20 protein-coding genes and 1 tRNA gene are annotated in these 20111 nt (G+C 63.4%); 11 read left to right on the top strand and 10 right to left on the bottom strand.

Annotated features, from left to right (window positions below; all coding sequences use genetic code 11):
• Positions 1 to 17 precede the first annotated feature (17 nt).
• Positions 18 to 1193: an acyl-CoA dehydrogenase family protein gene (locus LRQ04_RS01260; RefSeq protein ID WP_235517188.1), complete on the top strand. Its 1176-nt coding sequence runs from the start codon at positions 18 to 20 to the stop codon at positions 1191 to 1193.
• Positions 1194 to 1268: 75 nt separating this feature from the next.
• On the opposite strand, the gene LRQ04_RS01265 is transcribed toward LRQ04_RS01260, so the two are convergent.
• Both LRQ04_RS01265 and LRQ04_RS01270 read right to left on the bottom strand, forming a co-directional pair.
• Positions 1269 to 2666, bottom strand: coding sequence for an MFS transporter (locus LRQ04_RS01265; protein WP_235517189.1), 1398 nt, complete (start codon positions 2664 to 2666; stop codon positions 1269 to 1271).
• Positions 2663 to 3193, bottom strand: a complete 531-nt coding sequence (locus LRQ04_RS01270) for a helix-turn-helix domain-containing protein (protein WP_235517190.1) — start codon at positions 3191 to 3193, stop codon at positions 2663 to 2665. Before LRQ04_RS01270 ends, LRQ04_RS01265 begins: the two co-directional genes overlap by 4 nt.
• 158 nt (positions 3194 to 3351) lie before the next feature.
• Between LRQ04_RS01270 and LRQ04_RS01275 the strand changes: the two genes are divergently transcribed.
• Positions 3352 to 5469 (top strand): phosphocholine-specific phospholipase C, encoded by a 2118-nt coding sequence (locus LRQ04_RS01275; RefSeq protein WP_235517191.1) that lies wholly within the window; start codon positions 3352 to 3354, stop codon positions 5467 to 5469.
• 82 nt (positions 5470 to 5551) lie between these two features.
• Here LRQ04_RS01275 and LRQ04_RS01280 read toward each other — a convergent pair whose 3' ends face one another.
• The 3 genes from LRQ04_RS01280 to LRQ04_RS01290 form a co-directional block, all read right to left on the bottom strand.
• The gene (locus LRQ04_RS01280; protein WP_235517192.1) at positions 5552 to 6715 is read right to left on the bottom strand and encodes a cystathionine gamma-synthase; all 1164 of its coding nucleotides are present in this window, start codon (positions 6713 to 6715) and stop codon (positions 5552 to 5554) included.
• A 59-nt stretch (positions 6716 to 6774) separates the two neighbouring features.
• Positions 6775 to 8160: a cystathionine beta-synthase gene (locus LRQ04_RS01285; RefSeq protein WP_235517193.1), complete on the bottom strand. Its 1386-nt coding sequence runs from the start codon at positions 8158 to 8160 to the stop codon at positions 6775 to 6777.
• Between the two features lie 64 nt (positions 8161 to 8224).
• On the bottom strand, positions 8225 to 8617 hold the full coding sequence (locus tag LRQ04_RS01290; protein ID WP_235517194.1) for a VOC family protein: 393 nt from the start codon (positions 8615 to 8617) through the stop codon (positions 8225 to 8227).
• 142 nt (positions 8618 to 8759) lie between these two features.
• Between LRQ04_RS01290 and LRQ04_RS01295 the strand changes: the two genes are divergently transcribed.
• Positions 8760 to 9731 carry a DNA-3-methyladenine glycosylase gene (locus LRQ04_RS01295; RefSeq protein ID WP_235517195.1) on the top strand — a complete coding sequence of 324 codons (972 nt, stop codon included), beginning with the start codon at positions 8760 to 8762 and terminating at the stop codon, positions 9729 to 9731.
• On the opposite strand, the gene LRQ04_RS01300 is transcribed toward LRQ04_RS01295, so the two are convergent.
• A complete protein-coding gene (locus tag LRQ04_RS01300; RefSeq protein ID WP_235517196.1) occupies positions 9728 to 11404 on the bottom strand; it encodes an AMP-binding protein in 1677 nt (558 codons plus the stop codon). The genes LRQ04_RS01295 and LRQ04_RS01300 overlap by 4 nt on opposite strands.
• A gap of 83 nt (positions 11405 to 11487) precedes the next feature.
• On the opposite strand from LRQ04_RS01300, the gene LRQ04_RS01305 reads away from it, so the two are divergent.
• Entirely contained in the window at positions 11488 to 11766 is a 279-nt protein-coding gene (locus LRQ04_RS01305; protein WP_211712056.1) for a putative quinol monooxygenase, read from the top strand.
• Between the two features lie 97 nt (positions 11767 to 11863).
• Here LRQ04_RS01305 and LRQ04_RS01310 read toward each other — a convergent pair whose 3' ends face one another.
• Complete coding sequence (locus LRQ04_RS01310) at positions 11864 to 12241, bottom strand: co-chaperone YbbN (RefSeq protein ID WP_235517197.1); 378 nt, start codon at positions 12239 to 12241, stop codon at positions 11864 to 11866.
• 126 nt (positions 12242 to 12367) lie between these two features.
• Between LRQ04_RS01310 and LRQ04_RS01315 the strand changes: the two genes are divergently transcribed.
• Genes LRQ04_RS01315 through LRQ04_RS01325 form a run of 3 tightly spaced genes read left to right on the top strand, consistent with a single transcriptional unit; the run spans position 12368 to position 14859 of the window.
• Complete coding sequence (locus tag LRQ04_RS01315) at positions 12368 to 13075, top strand: TetR family transcriptional regulator (protein ID WP_235517198.1); 708 nt, start codon at positions 12368 to 12370, stop codon at positions 13073 to 13075.
• On the top strand, positions 13041 to 14066 hold the full coding sequence (locus tag LRQ04_RS01320; RefSeq protein WP_235517199.1) for an ABC transporter ATP-binding protein: 1026 nt from the start codon (positions 13041 to 13043) through the stop codon (positions 14064 to 14066). The genes LRQ04_RS01315 and LRQ04_RS01320 overlap by 35 nt, the downstream gene beginning before the upstream one ends.
• Positions 14059 to 14859 (top strand): ABC transporter permease subunit, encoded by an 801-nt coding sequence (locus tag LRQ04_RS01325; protein ID WP_235517200.1) that lies wholly within the window; start codon positions 14059 to 14061, stop codon positions 14857 to 14859. Before LRQ04_RS01320 ends, LRQ04_RS01325 begins: the two co-directional genes overlap by 8 nt.
• Here the strand turns inward: LRQ04_RS01325 and LRQ04_RS01330 are convergent.
• Positions 14856 to 15401, bottom strand: coding sequence for a thioesterase family protein (locus LRQ04_RS01330; RefSeq protein WP_235517201.1), 546 nt, complete (start codon positions 15399 to 15401; stop codon positions 14856 to 14858). The genes LRQ04_RS01325 and LRQ04_RS01330 overlap by 4 nt on opposite strands.
• Before the next feature lie 165 nt (positions 15402 to 15566).
• Here LRQ04_RS01330 and LRQ04_RS01335 point away from each other — a divergent pair, with 165 nt between their 5' ends.
• Both LRQ04_RS01335 and LRQ04_RS01340 read left to right on the top strand, forming a co-directional pair.
• Positions 15567 to 15788, top strand: coding sequence for a hypothetical protein (locus LRQ04_RS01335; RefSeq protein WP_235517202.1), 222 nt, complete (start codon positions 15567 to 15569; stop codon positions 15786 to 15788).
• A gap of 36 nt (positions 15789 to 15824) precedes the next feature.
• Positions 15825 to 16583, top strand: a complete 759-nt coding sequence (locus tag LRQ04_RS01340; protein WP_235517203.1) for a potassium channel family protein — start codon at positions 15825 to 15827, stop codon at positions 16581 to 16583.
• 135 nt (positions 16584 to 16718) lie between these two features.
• Here the strand turns inward: LRQ04_RS01340 and LRQ04_RS01345 are convergent.
• Positions 16719 to 16800: transfer RNA gene (locus LRQ04_RS01345), tRNA-Tyr, on the bottom strand.
• A gap of 128 nt (positions 16801 to 16928) precedes the next feature.
• Positions 16929 to 17195 (bottom strand): hypothetical protein, encoded by a 267-nt coding sequence (locus LRQ04_RS01350; protein WP_211712039.1) that lies wholly within the window; start codon positions 17193 to 17195, stop codon positions 16929 to 16931.
• A 182-nt stretch (positions 17196 to 17377) separates the two neighbouring features.
• Here LRQ04_RS01350 and LRQ04_RS01355 point away from each other — a divergent pair, with 182 nt between their 5' ends.
• Both LRQ04_RS01355 and efeU read left to right on the top strand, forming a co-directional pair.
• A complete protein-coding gene (locus tag LRQ04_RS01355) occupies positions 17378 to 17869 on the top strand; it encodes a YajQ family cyclic di-GMP-binding protein (protein ID WP_017200185.1) in 492 nt (163 codons plus the stop codon).
• Positions 17870 to 19251: 1382 nt separating this feature from the next.
• A complete protein-coding gene (efeU, locus tag LRQ04_RS01360) occupies positions 19252 to 20106 on the top strand; it encodes an iron uptake transporter permease EfeU (protein WP_235517204.1) in 855 nt (284 codons plus the stop codon).
• Positions 20107 to 20111: the final 5 nt, after the last annotated feature.

Genomic DNA, 20111 nt, shown 5'->3' on the forward strand with positions numbered 1-20111 from the left:
CCGCCTAGGATGCTGGCATGAGCGATTCAACGACGAACCCCTCCGACATCCTGGCGCTTGATTCCTTGTTGACGGCGGACGAGGTAGCCGTCCGTGACAAAGTGCGGGACTACACAGCGCAGCGGATCAGGCCGAACATCGCCCGCTGGTATGAGGAGGCCGTCTTTCCACGGGAAATTCCCCCTGAACTGGGTGAGCTTGGGGTGCTGGGCATGCACCTGGACGGGTATGGATGCCCCGGCAGGACCGCGGTGGAATATGGCTTGGCAGCGATGGAACTGGAAGCCGGCGATTCAGGAATCCGCACCTTTGTCTCGGTGCAGGGCTCCCTCGCCATGACTGCCATCCATAAGTGGGGTTCCGAGGAGCAGAAAGAGCGATGGCTTCCACGGATGGCGGCGGGCGAGCTGATCGGCTGTTTCGCCCTGACGGAGCCGACGGCGGGTTCGGACCCGGCATCCATGACCACCTTTGCCCGACGGACCACCGACGGTTGGGTCCTGGACGGAGCCAAACGTTGGATTGGCCTCGCCTCGATCGCGGACGTCATGGTGGTGTGGGCCAACACCGAAGACGGCATCCGCGGTTTCCTGGTCCCGGCGGGAACCCCGGGAGTGACCGCTACGCCGATCGAACCAAAGTTGTCGATGCGCGCCTCGATCCAGTGCGATGTGACGTTCGACGCCGTGGGACTGGGAGCGGATGCGATCCTCCCCGGTGCTGCGGGGTTGCGGGGGCCGTTCACTTGCCTGAACGAGGCCCGTTACGGAATCGCGTGGGGCGCGATGGGTGCAGCACGGGATTCCTACGAGGCAGCCTTGGACTACGCGGGCGAACGTATGCAGTTTGGCCGCCCCTTGGCCGGATACCAAATGACGCAGGAGAAACTGGTCAACATGCTGGTGGAGATCCAGAAGGGCACCCTTTTGGCCCTCCACCTGGGCCGCTTGAAGGACGCCGGCCACCTGCAGCCGCAGCAAATTTCGCTCGGAAAGCTGAACAACGTCCGTGAGGCCATCAAGATCGCCCGGGAGGCACGGACCATCCTGGGCGGGAACGGCGTCACGCTGGACTACTCCCCTTTGCGGCACGCCAACAACCTGGAATCTGTTCGGACCTACGAGGGCACGGACGAGGTCCACACCCTCATCCTGGGGCAGCACATCACCGGGATCGGGGCATTCCGCGGCTGACCGTCCCGAGTTGCGAGGCCCGCTCTGCGCTTTCCCCGGCCGAAATACCGTGCAGAGCGGGCCCAACAAACGCCATCAAGCCACCGCGGCTGGTACTTTCTTGGCGGCGTCCTTTCGGATGGTGGCGCTGATGACGGCCGCCACGGTGCACATGGCGGCTGCGCCGAGCCAGGCGTAGTTGTAGTGTCCGGTGGCGTCGCGAATGAACCCGGCTGCCAGTGCTGCGGCAGCGGCACCGAGCTGATGGGCTGCGAATACCCATCCGAACACCACAGAGCCGTCAGCGCCGAACACTGACCGGCAAATCGCTGCAGTGGGAGGCACCGTGGCAACCCAGTCGAGCCCGTAAACCACCACGAAGATGATCATGCTCGGTTCCACCGATGAGCCCAGCAGCAACGGCAGCACCAGCAGGCCGATCCCACGGAATTGGTAGTACACGGCCAGCAGGACCTTGGGGTTGAACCGGTCGGTGAGCCAGCCGGAGGCGATAGTCCCCACGATGTCGAAAATTCCGACGACGGCCAGCAGGCCCGCCGCTGTGGTTTCCGGCATGCCGTGATCGTGGGCCGAGGGGATGAAGTGCGTGCCGATAAGCCCGTTGGTGGTGGCTCCACAGATAGCGAACCCGGCCGCCAGCGCCCAGAAGGTACGGACTTTGCTGGCACGCTTGAGGACCTGCAGGGCACGCACGGCAGCGTTGGCGGAGTCGGACGTTGCCGGCGACGGAACCCCAGCGCCGGCTCCGCCTGACAGCGGCGGCGTGGTACCGGCGTCGGCGGCTACGGCGTCGGCGGCTTCCGCATTGGGTTCTTCTGCGCCATAAGGCAACACCCCGACGTCGGCCGGTGAGTTCCGCAACCAGCGCAGCACCAGCGGAACCACGGCGAGGGCACCCGCGGCGATGAGCAGGGACGCGCCCCTCCAACCGGGGTTCTGGGCGAGCGCCGCGATGAATGGCAGGAAGACCAGCTGTCCGGCTGCGCTTCCCGCGGTGAGGATCCCGATGACCAGGCCACGGTTCTTTGCAAACCAGGTGTTGGCAATTGTCGCGGCGAAGACCAGTGCCATGGATCCCGTGCCGAGCCCGATCAGCACGCCCCACGTGAGCAGGATCTGCCAGGACTGGTTAACGAAGACCGTCAGTGCCGAGCCCAGACCGATCAGGCACAAGGCCAGCGAGGTGACTTTGCGGATGCCGAACCGTTCCATCAGCGCGGCGGCGAAGGGCGCGGTCAACCCGAACAGGACCAGGTTGATGCTGACGGCCAAGGACAGCACCGTGGTTGACCAGCCGAACTCCTGCTGGAGGGGGACCATGAGCACGCCCGGTGCCGCCCGGAACCCGGCCGCGCCAACCAGCGCCAGGAAGGCTACCGCGGCAACGATCCAGGCCGGATGCAGGCGTGGTCGTTTGCCCGAGGGAGCGCCTTTTGTTCCGGCGGGGGTTCCTGTGAGGTCGGGAGCGGTCATGCGGGAATCTCCGATGTGAGGACGGAAGCGTGGTTTTCGCGGGGTGCCACGGCGAGGGGAAGGGGATGGTCGCTCCGCTTGAAACTGTGCCAGCTGGTGTTGGCGGCAGTCAGTGCGACGCCGCAATGCGCGCAGGTGTCAGCCGACGATGTCGCTTGCCCACAGTCGGTATGGATGACCCGCATATGGGAGACCTCGTTGGGGGCGTCCAGGTGCTTTTCGGCCCAGATGATGATGGCGTTCAGGACGGGGAGCGCGTCCTCGCCCTTGGGAGTGAGGACGTATTCCTGGCGGGTACGTGCTCCGTCCTGGTACGGGCGTTGGACGAGCAAGCCGGATTCAACCAACCAGGCCAGGCGTTTGCTCAGGACATTGTCTGCCACCTCGAGCCGCCGTTTGATGGCGTCGAAGCGGCCGTTTCCAAAGAAGATTTCGCGGAGGACCAGGCTTCCCCATGGGTCGCCGAGGACATCCAGGCCGCGGGCAAGGCTGCACGTGCGGGCGGACCAGTCAGATCGGAGGGGCATGTGCACCAAAGTAGCTGACTTCCCTAAAGAAAGCCAGAGTCCGGCACGCACCGCTGGTTTGCCGCGGTTTCATCATCGGTTCATCTGGAGTGCCTAAGCTGGCGTGGTCAACCCTGACCATGAAAGGCCCCTTGATGTCCTCGCACTCCCCTGACTTGGTGAAACGTTCAACCGATGGCTCGGCCGGACTGTCCCGCCGCGGCTTCCTCGGCACCGCTGCCGCAGCCACGGCACTGGCCGCGACCGGATCCCTGCTGCCTCCGTCCGTCCAGGCGGCGATGGCCAAACCCGTTCCGCCAGGAAACCTCCAGTCCATCAAGCATGTGATCGTGCTGATGCAGGAAAACCGTTCCTTCGATCACTACTTTGGTGCCCTTCGCGGCGTCCGCGGCTACGCCGACAAGTCCGTCACCCGCCTGCCCAACGGCAAGTCCGTGTTCGAACAGCCCCGCGCCACCGGGGAGACGGTGTTGCCCTTCTCCCTCCGCAAGGCCGCCGAACTCGCCGGCCGGCCAGGCTCGGACATCCAATACCTTGGCGACCTCGACCACTCCTTCGCCGGCACCACCACGGCCTGGAACAACGGCTGGTGTGACAAATGGATTCCCGCCAAAAGCGCCTCCACCATGACGTTCTACGAGCGCCAGGACATCCCGCTGCAGTACGAACTCGCTGACACCTTCACCATCTGCGACGCCTACCACTGCTCCGTCAACGGTTCCACCAACCCGAACCGCACCTACCTTTGGAGCGGCACTACGGGCAACGAACCCGGGAGCAGCAAGAGGGCCGTCACCAACGCAGCCTACGGCTACGACCACGGCGGATACGACTGGACCACCTACCCTGAGCGGCTGGAGCAGGCCGGTATCCCGTGGCGGATCTACCAGGACTGGGACAACTTCACGGACAACGCCGTGGAGTACTTCCAGACATTCAAGGCAATTGGCAGGAAGATGCTGGCCTCCGTAGACGGCAAACTGCGCACCACCGAAGAGTTCTACGACAGCCTCGCCGGCAAGGACCCTGCAGAGCAGGATCGACTTCTCGCCCAATTGGAAGCGGGCCGGAGCACACTGACCGATGCCGAAAGGTCGCTGTTCGACAAAGCCATGTGGAGGGGACGCCCCAATACCCTCCTTGAACGCCTCAGCAACGACATCTCCAACGGCACTTTGCCACAGGTCAGCTGGCTCGTCCCGTCGGCGGCGGATTCCGAACACCCCGGCGCTTCCACGCCCGTGGGCAGCGCCAACTTCGTGTACCGCCTGCTGGATACCATTGCCAGCGATCCCGCGACATGGGACAGCACGGCCATTTTCCTGAACTTCGATGAGAACGACGGCTACTTCGACCACGTACCACCGCCCGTCCAGCCGCGCCCGGCCTCCGGCGAATCCACGGACTGGACCACAGCACGGCCTATCGGCCTGGGCCCGCGCGTCCCCATGACCGTGGTCTCCCCCTGGACGATTGGCGGCGTCGTCAGCTCCGAGGTCTTCGACCACACGTCCGTCCTGAGATTCCTTGAGCTCTGGACCGGCGTCGAGGAACCCAACATCTCGCCATGGCGGCGCGAGGTCTGCGGCGACCTCACCGGTGTCTTCAACTTCGATTCCCCGGGCACGCCCCCAACCCTCGACCACCCCGCCCCGGTGCCCGCCAAGATCAGCCGCTGGCACCCGAATCCCCCTGCCGTCCAGGTTGCCCCGATCCAGGAAACCGGCACCCGGCCTGCACGGCCGCTGCCGTATCGGCCACGGGTTTCCGCCACGGTTCAGCAGGGGAAGATCAAGCTGGCACTGGGGAACAGCGGGTCACGCTCCACCCACTTCACCGTCTACGGCTACGCGGGCGAAGTCTCCGAACCCCTGCACGCGGATGTCACGGGCAGCCGGACGGTCGAACTCCCGCTGGCCACGGGAACGTTCGACGTCGTTGTCACCGGGCCCAACCGGTACCAGTACGAGCTTAAAGGCACGACGGCGGGTGCCGCCTCCGGCGTCGACGTCGCCGTCACGGGGCGCCGCGGCAAGAAAGCCGTGGAAATCGAAGTGCGCAACGCGGGCAATGCGACCGTGACGGTTTCACTGGAGTCGTTGCAATACGTTGCCGGCAAGGAAACGGTGAAGCTCAAGCCGGGCCAGAGCAGGAAGATCGGCTGGGACACTGCAAACGGCTGGTACGACGTCCAGGTCACCGCCGCGGAGGACGGATCCTTCAGGCGTCGGCTGACCGGCCGTGAGGAAGACGGGCAACAGGGCATCTCGGGCTAGCGGGTCCCCCGTTCCCGCCTCTGTCCGTCACGCCCACCGTAGAAGGGTGGGTGTGACGGACAAGAGCGGGTTCACGCGATCGTTAGCCGATCTTGGCGAATGCCTGCTCGAGGTCCGCAATCAGGTCCGCTGCTTCCTCGATGCCACAGGACAGGCGCAGGAGGTTCACGGGAACGGCAAGTTCTGTGCCCTTGACCGATGCGTGGGTCATTTCCGAGGGGTAGTTCATGAGCGACTCGATGCCGCCCAATGATTCCGCGAGCGTGAACACAGTGGTGTTCTCGGCAACGCTCCGGGCCGCTGCTTCGCCGCCCTTGAACTGGACGGAGACCATGCCACCGAACTTCTTCATCTGCTTCGCCGCGAGATCGTGGCCGGGGTGGTCCGGGAGGCCCGGGTAAAGCACCGCTTCAACCTCGGGACGCTGCAGCAGCCATTCAGCAACGGCCTGGCCGTTCTCGCTGTGTCGATCCATGCGGACGCCCAGTGTCTTCAACCCACGGGTCGTCAGGAACGCGTCCATGGGACCGGAAACGGCGCCCACTGCGAACTGGATAAAGCCGATCTTCTCAGCCAGCTCCGCATCCTTGACCACAAGGGCACCACCTACGACGTCGGAGTGCCCGCCGATGTACTTGGTGGTCGAGTGAACCACGACGTCCGCGCCTAAGGCGAGCGGGGTCTGCAAGTAGGGAGACGCGAAGGTGTTGTCGACCACCAGGAGGGCCCCGGCGTCGTGCGCTACGGCGGCGAGCGCCTCAATGTCGGTGATCTTCATCATCGGGTTGGACGGCGTTTCGACCCAGACAATACGTGTCTTGTTGGCCCTGACTGCCGCAGCTACGGCATCGAGGTCGGACATGTCCACGGGGGTGTTGCCGATGCCCCAGTCCCCCAATACACGGTTGATGAGCCGGTAAGTGCCACCGTACGCATCGTTGCCGAGGACGATATGGTCACCGGGGCGGGCCAGCGCGCGGATCAGCGAGTCTTCGGCGGCGAGCCCGGAGCCGAAGGAAAACGCGGCCGAACCGCCTTCCAGGGCGGCCAGCTGCTCCTGCAGTGCGTCACGTGTTGGGTTGCCTCCGCGGCCATACTCGTAGCCGGACCGCAGGTTGCCGATGCCGTCCTGCGCGTAGGTGGTGCTGAAATGCAGCGGCGGAACGACTGCACCGGTCCGGGGCTCGAAAGCCTGTCCCGCGTGAACGGCTCGCGTGTTGAATCCGGCGTTGTTGTTGGCAGTCATGGAAACACCTCTTTGTTTCTTGAAGGTTTGTTCGTTCAGCGGGTGGATGGGGCGCACGCTTAGTTGCTCAGGTACGCCAAAAGGTCGTGACGTGTCAGGATGCCCACCGGGGCCCCCGCGAAGGTCACCATGACGGTATCGACGTCGGACAGCAGCTCACGGGCGGCGGAAATGGTTTCCAGCGAGCCGATCACCGGGAGGCGTTCACCCATGTGTTCGGAGATCTTGTCTGCCAGCTTGGCTTCGCCACGGAACAGCTTGCTGGTGAGGCTGCGTTCGTCCACGGCACCCAGGACCTCGCCCATGACCACGGGCGGTTCCTGCGAGAGGACCGGGATGTGGGAGACACCAAACTCGTTCATGATATTGATGACGTCGCGGACGGTTTCGTTCGGGTGGATATGCACCAGGTCCGGCATTTCGCCGGTCTTGGACTTCAGAACTTCACCCACCGATGCTTCCTCGCCACCGGAAAGGAAGCCGTAGGAGCGCATCCATTGGTCGTTGAAGATCTTGGCAAGGTATCCACGGCCGGAGTCCGGAAGGATCACCACAACGACGGCGGACTCATCCAAATCCTTGGCCGCCTCGAGGGCCGCGACCACGGCCATGCCGGACGAGCCTCCCACCAGGAGTCCCTCCTCGCGGGCAAGGCGTCGCGTCATGGAGAACGAGTCGGCATCCGAGACGGCGATGACCCGGTCAGGGACGGCGGGATCGTAGTTGGCCGGCCACATGTCCTCGCCCACACCCTCAACGAAGTAGGGCCTGCCGGTGCCGCCGGAGTAGACCGAACCTTCCGGGTCCGCCCCGATGACCTTGACCGGGCCGCCGTCGGACTCTGCCCGGTCGGCTGAAACCTGCTTGAGGTACCGCCCAGTGCCGGTGATGGTGCCGCCGGTACCGGCGCCGATCACCACGTGCGTGACCTTGCCGTCGGTGTCGTTCCAGATTTCCGGGCCGGTGGATTCGAAGTGGCTGCCGGGAGCGGCAGGATTGGAGAACTGGTCAGGCTTGAAGGCGCCCGGGATCTCCTTGACCAGGCGGTCGGACACGCCGTAGTAGCTTTGCGGGCTTTCGGGAGCAACGGAAGTGGGCGTTACCACCACGTCAGCGCCATACGCCTTCAGGACCGCACGCTTGTCCTCTCCCACCTTGTCCGGCACCACGAAGATGCACTTGTAGCCCTTTTGCTGGGCCACGAGCGCCAAACCCACGCCTGTGTTGCCCGACGTCGGCTCAACGATGGTTCCGCCCGGCTTGAGCCGGCCATCCTTCTCGGCATCTTCGATCATCTTCACGGCGATCCGGTCCTTGATGGACCCGCCGGGATTGATGTATTCGAGCTTGACCAGGACGGTGGCTTTGATGCCGTCGGTGACGTGGTTGAGCTTGATGAGCGGCGTATTGCCGATGAGGTCCAACACGGACTGGGCGTACTTCATAGATACAAAGCTACCGCTTGCCTGCGCCCAGCCCTGCCTCGGCCTTGTGGGCAGCCACCGCCGACTAGCTACCCGCCCCCGGATCCGTTTGCCAGAGGCCCATGATGTTTCCTTCGGTGTCCTTGAAGTAGGCGTACCAGCCCATGGTTGGTACCGCGTCTTTCCCTTGAACCACACTGCCTCCGGCCGACTCCACCTGCGCAAGGGCCGCGCCGATGTCATCGACGTCGATGGTCAGGATGGGAGTCCTCAGCGCCTCCGTCCGGGGAAACAGGGCACCGTTGATGGCACCTGGCTCCTTGGGGGCACCGGTCTTCTCGTCGGATGGGGTGGTCATGGCGATGGTGTAGTCCATCCCCTGCATGGGGCTGAGGTTCCAGCCGAAAGCACTCTGGTAAAAGGTGTTTGCCCGTTCTTTGTCATCCGTGGGGATCTCGAAATGCACTATTGCGGCCATGGTTGGCGCTCCTTGTTCCTGGAAGTCTTTCCTGGGATGCGGCGCGGCCCACCCGTGCCACATCAGGGAGTCTAGACCCGGGCGGCCGCTGCCGTAAGGGGCTATTAATGGGATTGTCAGCCGGGCGTGGGACCATGAAAACATGACCATCGCAGAAGCCCCGCCACGCATTGCGGCCGCGGCAGATGCAGCCATCAGGTGGCATCCCGGCAGTTCCTTCCGTTTGGATCAGACCATGTTCCCCCTCATGCGGGGCAACGCCGATCCATCTTTCGCTTCGCACTCCTCCGGTTATTGGATGGCGTTCACCGCTGCTTCGGGACCGGTTACGCTGCGTCTCTCGGGAGGCGGCCTCGGGGCTGGCTGCTTCGTGGATGCCCAGGCGTGGGGCCCCGGCGCCGCGGATGCCGTGGCCGGGGTGCCCAGGTTGCTCGGCGCCGCCGACGACTGGTCCGGTTTCGATGAACCCGCCTTCCATGCCACGCTCCCCCGTCTGGTCACAGAATCACGACGACGGAACCTGGCTGTGCGGCTACCCTCCACCGGGCGGATGGTTGACTCATTGGTGCCCACCATCCTGGAGCAGAAAGTCACCACCTTGGAGGCACGGCGCGGGTACCGGTACCTGATGTACAGGTATGGAACGCCGGCCCCTGGCATGGCCCCCGCGGGGCTCCTCGTTCCCCCAACCGCCCGGCAGTGGTTGGCCATCCCATCATGGGAGTGGCACAAAGCCGGAGTCGGGCCACAGCGCTCGGCAACAGTCATGCGGGCGCTGCAGTCCGCCGTCGCGCTTGAACGTCTCGCGCAACTGGACTCAGCGGAAGCCGGAGCCAAGCTGCAGACCATCCCGGGCATCGGGATCTGGACCGCCGCCGAGGTGGTCCAAAGGACCCACGGCTGCCCCGACTCGATTTCCGTGGGCGACTACCATTTGGCTTCCTACGTCGGGTACGCGCTGACCGGACAGAAGACCGACGACGCCGGCATGATCGAGCTGATGAAGCCCTGGCAAGGGCAGCGGCAACGGGTGGTCCGGATGCTGTACTTGAGTGGCTTCCGGAAGCCCACGTTCGGGCCCCGGATGACAGTGCAGGACCACCGCTCCCATTAGAGGTGGAGGCGGGAGACCGCCTCTTGGCGCATGTCCACTTTCCGTACCTTGCCGGACACCGTCATGGGGAAGCTCTCGCGGACATCCACGTAGCGCGGGATCTTGTAGTGGGCCAGTTTGCCCCGGCAGTACTCGGCCAGGTCCGCGGCAGTCAGCGGACCGGCTCCGGGTTTGAGGATGATGCAGGCCATGAGCTCCTCGCCGTACTTTTCGTCGGGGACGCCGATTACCTGCACGTCCTGGATGGACGGGTGCAAGTACAGGAACTCCTCGATTTCACGCGGGTAGATGTTTTCACCACCGCGGATCACCATGTCCTTGATCCTGCCCTCGATCACGAGGTAGCCGTCCTGGTCCATGCGGGCCAGGTCGCCGGTGTGCATCCAGCCCTCGTCGTCGATGGCCTCGGCGGTCTTGTCCGGCTGGTCCCAGTACCCCTGCATCACGGCGTAGCCCCTGGTGCAGAGCTCACCAATCACTCCCCGCTCCACCACCTCACCGGTTCCAGGATCAACGATCCGGCTCTCGAGGTGCGGCATGGTCCGTCCCACGGTGCTGGTCCGCTGCTCCAACGTATCTCCGGCGCGCGTCATGGTGGACACGGGCGAGGTCTCGGTCATGCCATAGCAAATGGCCACATCCACCATGTGCATCTCATCGATGACCCGCCGCATGACCTCGATGGGACACAGGGATCCTGCCATGACACCTGTCCTCAGAGTCGACAGATCATAGGAGTCGAAATCCTCCAGGGCCAGCTCCGCGATGAACATCGTTGGAACGCCGTACAGCGAGGTCCCGCCGAAGTCCTGCACCGCTTCCAGGGCCGCCGACGGACTGAACCCACGGCTGGGAATAATGGTGGCAGCCCCGAAGCTCAGCGCATTCAGGTTGCCGATCACCATGCCGAAGCAGTGATAGAAGGGCACCGGGATGACCACACGGTCGTGCTCTGTATAGTTCAGGAGCCTGCCGATCGAGTGCCCGTTGTTGAGGATGTTGTGGTGGGTCAGGGTGGCGCCCTTCGGGAAGCCCGTGGTGCCCGAGGTGTACTGCAGGTTGATGGCGTCGTGTGGGTCCAGTCCGGCCATGCGGTCGCGTAGCGCTGAGGGCCCGACGCCGTCAGCACGGGTCAGCAGCTCGGCGTAGGACAGTTCGTGGCCGGCTTGCGGGACGCCGCCCGTGAGCCCAGTCGCCGGGTTGCCCGGGAGGAACACCACCTCGCGAAGCTCCGGACAGGAGGCAGCCGCGGCACGCGCCATGCCCACGTAGTCGCTGTTCCTGTCAGAGGGCGCAGCAACCAGCATCCGCATGCCGTTCTGCTTCACCACGAACTCCAGCTCATGGCTGCGATAGGCAGGGTTCACGTTGACCAGCACCGCGCCGATCTTCGCTGTGGCGTACTGCAGGATGGTCCACTCAGCGCAGTTGGGGCTCCAGATACCCACCCTTTCGCCCTTCGCCACGCCCGTGGCCAGCAACGCGCGGGCCAGGCGGTCGACGTCGTCGTTCAGCTTTTGGTAGCTCCAGCGGCGGGCGTCCCCTCCCGGTGTGGGCGCCGCCTCGATCAGGGCGTCCCGGAGGGGAAACCGGGCGGCGATGCGCTCAAAATTGGCACCAATGGTCTCTTCGAGCAGCGGGACGTCGGTGTCTCCGGCGGTGTAGGACAACATGACGGAACGCTACCAAGACAGTGCCCGCAACAGAACCGTCATGACCTCCAGCGCCGCCGTGTCCTGCCGGTAGGGTTGGAACCATGAGTGCACCCATTGACCTGCAGGCCACATTTATCCCCAACGAGGGCGAGTTCTTCCGCGTGAAGCTCGCTTTGGAAATCGCGATCGATGAGGTCGTCAACGAACCCGGCTGCATCCGTTACGAACTGACGGAAGCCACCGAAGAAAAGCTCGTCCTCACGGAGCGCTGGGAATCCGAGGAACTCCTCGAGAAGCACTCCAAGGGCATCGCGGTGCAGGACCTCAACGAGTCGCTGAGCGCCCTGCTTGCCGAGCCCGTCAAGCTCGACAGGCTCTAAGGATTCGCCGGAGGCTGCGAGAACGCCTTAAAGCACCGAGGTCGCCGGAATTTTCCGGCGACCTCGGTGCGTTTCCGGCGAATTCACCGGATGGGGTTTAGCTTTCCTGGGCCTCGGCACGGGCCTTGGCAACGTGGGCGTGGACTTCTTCCATGTCCAGGCCCTTGACGGCCTCAATGACCTGTTCCAGCTGGGGTCCGTTGAGGGCGCCGGGCTGGTAGAAGACCAGAACCTTCTCGCGGAAGGCCATCAACGTGGGTATGGAAGTGATCCCGGCTTCGGCGGCGAGCTGCTGCTCAGCCTCGGTGTCCACCTTCGCGAAGACGACGTCAGAGTGCTTCTCCGAGGCCGCCCCGTACGTGGGAGCAAACTGGCGGCACGGGCTGCACCAGGCAGCCCAGAAATCCACCAAGACAATATCGTTGTCCTCGATGGTCGATGCGAACTGTTCTCCAGTGATGTCAACTGTAGCCATGTTTCCACGGTACGCGACCCTGCCTGCTATGTCCCGCGGTGTTCGCTTCCCGCGTCACAGGGAATAAAACCAGCCCCCTCCGTACACCTCTTGCCAGCGACTGAACAGGTGTTTAGTGTTTGAAACATGCGTTCAGTCGCAGAGGATCTGACCACCCGCGCACGCATCCGGGACGCCGCCATCGGGCTCTTCGGACGTGAAGGTTTCGCCCGTGCCACGGTCCGCTCAGTGGCCTCGCTCGCCGGCGTCAGCCCCGCCCTGGTCATCCATCACTTCGGCAGCAAGGCCGGGCTCCGCACAGCTTGCGACGAGCACGTTCTGGCCCTGACCGCCACCCAAGGCCGGGAGAAGACGGACCCGGGAACAACCCGGATGCTTATCCAGGATTACCTCAACCACCCCGACGAATACGCCGATGAGATCGCCTACATCCGGCGCGCACTGAGCGATGAATCAGATGCCGGCAACGCGTTTTTTGACGGCGTGGTCAACCAGACAGAGGACATCATCAACGCCGGCATTCAGGCCGGAACCATCCGGGCCTTTGCGGATATCCGGGCCACCGCCGTCGTCATCGCTTCCAACAGCCTGTCCATGCTCATGCTGGGCAGGCACCTGTCCCGGGTGCTGGGCGCTCCGGTGTCCGGGCCACACGGCATCGGCCCGGAGTTGCTGAGGCAGCTGACGTTGCCCGCCCTGGATGTCTACACGAACGGTTTCTACACAGACTCGCGGTTCCTTGATGCGGCCCGCGAAGCCCTCCAACAACAAGAAAGCACCACCGAAGGGAGCATGCCCCGTGACCCAGGCAATCGTCGTCGAGGGGTTGCGTAAGAAGTTCGGCCGTCGCGAGGTCCTGCACGGACTGGACTTCGCCGTCGAGGCCGGAACGGTGTTCGGAGTCATCGGACCGAACGGCGCAGGGAAAACCACCACCATGCGCTGCCTGCTGGACATCATCAGGCCCAGCGCGGGAACCATCTCGGTGCTGGGCCAGGATCCGCGGCGCGCGGGGACAGGCCTTCGACGCCGGATCGGGTACCTGCCAGGTGAGCTGCAACTTGAAAACCGGACCACCGGACGTCGCATGCTGGATCACTTCGCGGCAATCAGCGGGCCAGTGGAACCGCGGTACATCAACGAGTTGGCGGACCGGCTGAACCTTGATCTGGACCGGCAGACCCGCAAGCTCTCCAAGGGCAACAAACAAAAGCTCGGTCTTCTGCAGGCGTTCATGCACCGACCCGAGCTGCTGGTGCTGGACGAACCCACCAGCGGCCTGGATCCCCTGGTCCAGCAACAGTTCCACGCGATGGTCCGTGAGGCGGTCGATGCCGGCGCCACGGTGTTCCTCAGCTCTCACGTCCTCAGCGAAGTCCAGCAGGCAGCAGACGCGGTAGCCATCCTTCGCGACGGCGACATTGTCACCGTTTCCACGGTGGAAGCCCTCCGCACCGCTGCCGTCCGGCAGCTGAAGTTCAACGCAATAGGCACACGGACGGACGACGTCGGCGCGTTGCTGGCCCGGGTGCCGGGGGTCGCCAACGTGGCGGTCCGGGAGCTCCCCGCCGACGGGCACGCAGCCAGGACAGTGGAGGCCACCGCCTCGCTCTCCGGACCCGTCCAGGCCCTTGTCCAGGAGTTAGCGCGTTTGAACCTCACGGACCTTGTGCTCGAAGAACCCGATCTTGAAGAAGCGGTGCTGACGCTTTACGCAGGAAGTGACGTTGCGGAATCGGACAACACTGGTATATCTGACGGCGCCGCAGCGAACCGCAGCGTTGGAGCCGGCCGCAACCTTAAGGAAGGGGCACACCATGCCTAGAATCCTCCCACTCTTCACAAAAGCCCTGACGGACTCCTGGCGCTCCACCCTCGCGTGGGCTTTGGGCCTCACCGGAGCGTGCATGCTGTACCTGCCGATCTATCCCTCCATCGGGGGCAGCTCGCAGATGCAGGAGCTGATCAATGCGTTGCCACCACAGATGACCAAAGCCTTGAACTACGACCAGATCGCGACCGGTCCCGGCTATACGCAGGCCACCCTGTTCGGGTTGATTGGCTTCCTGCTGATGTCCATGGCTTCCGTTGGCTGGGGCGCGGCCGCTGTTGGCGGCGACGAGGAATCAGGGTTGCTGGAACTGACTCTGGCGCACAGCGTTACCCGTGTTCAGGTGGTGCTGGAGCGGGCACTGGCGATCGTTGTCCGGGTTGCAGCCCTCTCCATCCTCGTCTTCGTGTTGGTGCTGGGACTGAACGGTCCGGCGCAACTGAATATCGACGTCGGGCATCTCGCCGGTGCTGTCCTGCTGTTCGCCGCGCTGGCGTTGCTGAGCGCGACGGCCGCGCTCTTCGTGGGCGCCCTGACGGGCCGGAAGGTGTTCGGCGTCGCGGCTGGTGCCGCCGTGGCGGTCCTGGGCTACGTCTTCAACGCCGTGGGCAGGCAAAGCCCCAAGGTTGAGTGGTTGCTGAACCTTTCGCCCTACCACTGGGCATACGGCAACTCCCCGGTGGTCAATGGGGCCGATTGGGGAGTTGCCGCGGGATTGCTCGGGATCTCGGCAGCACTGATCGTGCTGGCGGCCGTGGCAATGCAGCGGAGGGATGTGGGAGTCTAGCTCCACGCATGCGGGGCGGGGCGGCGTGCTCCCGGAAGGGCATTGTTCTCCCGCCATTCATGGATCCATTCCGGCAGTTCCAGGCCTACGGGAGGTGCACCGAATTCTGCGATGATTTCTTCCTGCGTGACCGGCTTGCCCTTGTGGACCAAGCGGGTAGCGATGTGCGCGCGGGCGTAGATCTCGCCGTCCACCACCATCCGCTGCTCAAAGTAGATGGCCTTGGTGTCCAAGCCTATGATGCGTGTTTCGATGCTGTATTGCTGCCACAGCTGCAGGGATTTGCGGAAGGCAATGGTCTCCCCGGCTGCAACCGGGGTCCATCCGCGTTTGCGCATCTTGCTCCAGATACCGCTGCGGACCATGAGGTCGAACCGGCCCAGGTCCATGAGCGAGAAATACATGCCGTTGTTGACGTGCATGGCGATGTCAATGTCCGTCGGCAGCACCCGCAAAGGCAGGGACGACTCCTCCCACACGCCCAGCCGGGGGCGTCGTGACGAGGTGAAAAGCAGCATGAGAGTGCGAAGTAACAGGTGCATACCGCAATGTTACCCGCGGGTAACTTCCGAGGGAATAGACGAGTCCGGATTGGACGCATGCCGCACTTTATGTCCAACGATTGCACTAACGTTTACCGCCGGTTCATCAAACCCGTGCACAATATCTGGAACTGTATCGATGGAAGAACATACAAGGGGACCCCTTTGAGCACGCTGCAAACCACCACGCCTCACGGTGAAGTCTGGCCGGAACTCTCCCGCCACCAGGTCGTTGTCCTTCAGGATGCACGCGGCAACCGCATCGAAGGAACCATTGACGGTATGACCAATGACCGCAGCACCCTGTGGATCCAACTCAAAGGCGGCCTGGGCCGGCAACTGATTCACTACCTGGATGGTTACTGGCTCGAAGCACCTGCCGCCTAACGCAGGCGTGGCTTCCGCGGTGGCTAGTATTCCCCTATGACTCAATCGCGATACCGCGACCTGGTGGAATGGCCGCTCATGGCCACGGCACTTATCTTCCTCACTGCCTACGCCTGGCAGGTCATCGGGCGCGTCGACGGTGCAGCGGGTACGCCCTTCGAAATCATCATGTGGATCACATGGGGCATCTTCGCGCTGGATTACTTCGTCAACCTCTGGCTTGCCGAGAACAGAACACGCTGGTTCCTGTGGAACCTGCATGAACTCCTGATCGTCGCGCTTCCCTTCTTCCGCCCCCTGCGTCTGTTGCGGCTGGTGACACTCCTCTCGGTCCTCCAACGCACGGTAGGAGAAACGCTGCGAGGGCGCGTGGCCACCTATGTGGCGGGGGCCGCCGCGATGCTCATCCTCATTGGCGCTCTTGCGGTCCTCGACGTCGAGCAAAATGCCCCCGACGCCAAAATCCTGACCTTCGGCGACGCCGCCTGGTGGGCTGTCACCACCATCACGACAGTGGGTTACGGCGACCTCTACCCGGTTACCCCCATTGGCAGGGTGGTGGCCGCTGCCCTCATGATGAGCGGCATCGCCGTCCTGGGTATCGTCACCGCGTCCATCGCATCCTGGCTCGTGCAGAGGATCGAGGAGAACGCGGAGGGCATGGCGGCGGCCGCCGAAGTGAAGGCCGCAGCGGCCGAGGAGCCCGTCCGCGCGGAGATGGCGGACCTCGTTGCTGAAATCGCCGCACTGAGGATGGAGATCGCCGAGCTCCGGCGGATCACCGAACGCCCCTAGTTATAGGCCCGGCGGGCTCGCATGCCCCGCTGGATCCCGCGGGCTCGCGCGCCCCGCTGGACCCGCGCTGGACCCCGCGCGCTTTTGGGCACAAAAAAATCCCCGGAACCATTGGTTCCGGGGATTTTTCCTGGGTGGCAGATGAGGGATTCGAACCCCCGTAGGCGTTGCCAGCTGATTTACAGTCAGCCCCCTTTGGCCGCTCGGGTAATCTGCCGAACTTCAAAAGAAGATCACTTCCGGAGACCGTTTCTTTTCGATCCGGTAACCGAAGGCAGAGACAACCTTACAGAAGTTTGTGCGAAGAATCTAATCGAGGCTCAGCACGCTGAAATTCCACGTGGTTCAGGCTTCGCCGAGGATCCGGCCGGCCAGTTTCGCTTCGAACTTCTCGGCCTGCTCAGGAGTGATCTGGTTGAGCTGTACGGCCCGGAGCAGGTCCGCGTGCACACCGTCCATGCGGGACGTTGCATCCGGAACGGGACTCAGGACAATCGAGGCTGCCACAGCCGCCGCTGCCACCGCACTCGCCGCAGCCACCGCCGCCGTCCCAATGGAGCCCGCTGCCGCGGAAGCGGACTTGCTGATGGACTGGACGGCCTTGCTGCTCATGCTGTTCCTCCGACGTTGCGCTCTTCCAACTGGTACAACTCTCGGGGCATTGCCTCAGTTCCAACCTTGCGTGTGCTGTGAGCGAACTGTGAAAGCCGTCCACCGCCCCTAAAGGCGCCTTCCGTATTAGGCTGGATGGCAGACCAACCCCGCCCTACAGGGCCCCAAACCTAAGGAGAGTCATGGCAGGCGAATCCACATTCGACGTCGTCAGCAAGGTAGACAAGCAAGAGGTCGCCAACGCGCTCAACCAGTCCCAGAAGGAAATCGCGCAGCGATACGACTTCAAGGGCGTCGGCGCGGAGATCGACTTCAGCGGCGAGAAGATCCTCATGAAGGCCAACTCCGAGGACCGCGTCCTGGCTGTCCTGGATGTCTTCCAGTCCAAGCTGATCAAGCGCGGCATTTCCCTGAAGTCCCTGGACCAGGGTGAGCCCTTCCCGTCGGGCAAGGAGTTCCGCCTTGAGTGCACCATCAAGGAGGGCATTGCCCAGGACATCGCCAAGAAGATCAACAAGATCATCCGCGACGAGGCTCCCAAATCCGTCAAGTCCCAGATCCAGGGCGATGAACTCCGGGTTACCTCCAAGTCGCGCGACGATCTGCAGGAGACCATGAACATCCTCAAGAAGTTCGAAGAGGCCGACCTTCAGTTCGTGAACTTCCGCAGCTAAGCCGGATCTGGCCGCGTGATTATTGGGCACTTGTCCCGGTAGTCCGCATAGGGTCCGCAGAATCTCCGAGGACCGCAGCGATCAGCCTTGATCCTGCGGTCCTCGTTTTTGTCTTCGGCGGTAGGCCACAGGTGAGAGTGGGTGTTTAGCGTGGTCGACGGCGCCGCATGCCCCAGCGACCGCTGTACGGTCACGACGTCGCAGCCATCGGCGATCAGACCGGATGATAAGTGGCTGAACTCGTGAAGGGTGAAGTCCCCTATCCCGGCTGCCTCGCGGGAGCGACAGTAAGGACCGCGTGGCGGACAGCGGGTGTGGTCGCCTCGCGGAGCTATTGCGTGGGGTCTTCTCGAACGACCAGGCCTTCGTCTCCGGGGAGTACTTTGCCTCGTTTACGTTCTGTTTCGTCTTCGTCGTTCAAAGTAACTGCGTCGCCCGGTGAACAGGGGGCAGTAGCTCCTATGCTGTACGACTTGTCAGATGCATCTGTATCGAACTCAGCCCGAAGGACGGGACCACCCTCTGCGAATACGGTCGGGTGTGTCGTTGGATTTACGGTGCGTACGGTCATGCCCAGGGATTTCCAATACTCGGCGACGCGTTTGGCGTCTTCAACATGGTTAGTTCCTTGGGGTGCCCAGCGGTCGTAGCCGTAGCTGGCTCCCTTCTCGCCCTACCCGAGGGAGCACTCCTGCGCCCACGCGACGCCGTTGCGGGGCTACCAGCCTGTGGCGTCGAGCTGTTTGGTGGTGTTGATGACGAGTTCGACCGCCCGGTCCCGCCCTTCTCTGGCGCTGACTGCATTTTCCGATGACGGCTTGTCTGACATTGTCGCGTTTGGCTCCTTCTCAGCGCATGCGGATATTGTCGTTCCCATCAAGAGCACAGCCGTCGCGGCCGTGAGAATCCTTATATGCGTCTTAACCGCTGGCATTAGACAACACACGCGACATAGAAACCCCCAAAGTGACAATCATAAAACCGCCGGCGGCAACACCACCGGGGCCGGACATGGCCGAGACTATCAATACCCAACCAATAAATCCAACAAATGGCTAAATAGCTTCATAGCGTCAGGGAGTCAGTCGTGACCCCCCGCAGAAGCTGGAAGCGTCTCGACCTGCTCGCCGGCTCTATTCGGTTGACGGCTACCCGAGTGAACTCCCTGGGTAGCTCAGCCGACTTCGATACAAGGTCGGCCACGGAGTTGCGAATCCATAAGGAACCGGGCAAGCAGGCAGCGAGCCCCAGCCCCTCGGCGACATGATCACCGTAATGCAGCCCCAAATTAGGACATGAATAGTTTGCGTAATCGATGGAACCCAGTATTCTTCTTCCTTAGGCGGGCCTAAGTACGGCTCCCCTTAGTGAAAGAAACCTACATGACCGCCAACTTCCTGATCGGCCTGCGCGAAGGCCTTGAGGCATCACTCGTCGTGGTCCTCCTGATGGCCTACCTCGTCAAGACCGACCGGCGGCACCTGATCCCCCGGCTCTGGGCCGGAGTGGGACTCGCCATCGCAGTTTCCCTCGCCTTCGGTGCAGTCCTCACCTTCGGTCCGCGCGGCCTGACGTTCGAAGCCCAGGAAGCCATTGGCGGCGGACTGTCCATCGTCGCGGTAGGTCTGGTGACCTGGATGGTCTTTTGGATGGCACGCACTGCGCGCAGCCTGGGCAGCGAGCTTCGCTCCCACGTCGACAAAGCAGCCGACGGCGCCGCCTGGGGCCTGGTGCTCGTGGCAGCACTCGCCGTGGGACGGGAAGGGCTGGAGACAGCGCTGTTTATTTGGGCCGCGGCGCAAGCCACCGGACAAACCACGTTCCCGCTGCTCGGCGCGTTGTTGGGCCTGCTGGCCGCCGCGGGCTTGGGCTACCTGCTCCACCGGGGCGTCCTCAAAGTAAACCTGGGCCGGTTCTTCACCTGGACCGGGGTAGGCCTGATCGTCATCGCAGGCGGCGTCCTGGCCTACGGAATCCATGATCTCCAGGAAGCCGGAATCCTCCCGGGCCTCCACAACCTTGCCTTCGACGTCTCAGCTGCCATCCCGCCGTCGTCCTGGTACGGGACATTGCTGAAGGGCACCCTCAACTTTTCCCCGGCCACCACCTGGCTTGAAGCCGCGGCCTGGCTCCTCTACGTTGTTCCCGTCTTGTTCCTGTACATCCGGGCCAACCGCAAGCCTTCAACCCAGGCAGCAAGCAAGACGTCCGCTCCCGTCGTCGCGGCCCACCCCTGATCCTG

The organism is Paenarthrobacter sp. AR 02, assembly GCF_021538675.1.
Taxonomy (GTDB): domain Bacteria; phylum Actinomycetota; class Actinomycetes; order Actinomycetales; family Micrococcaceae; genus Arthrobacter.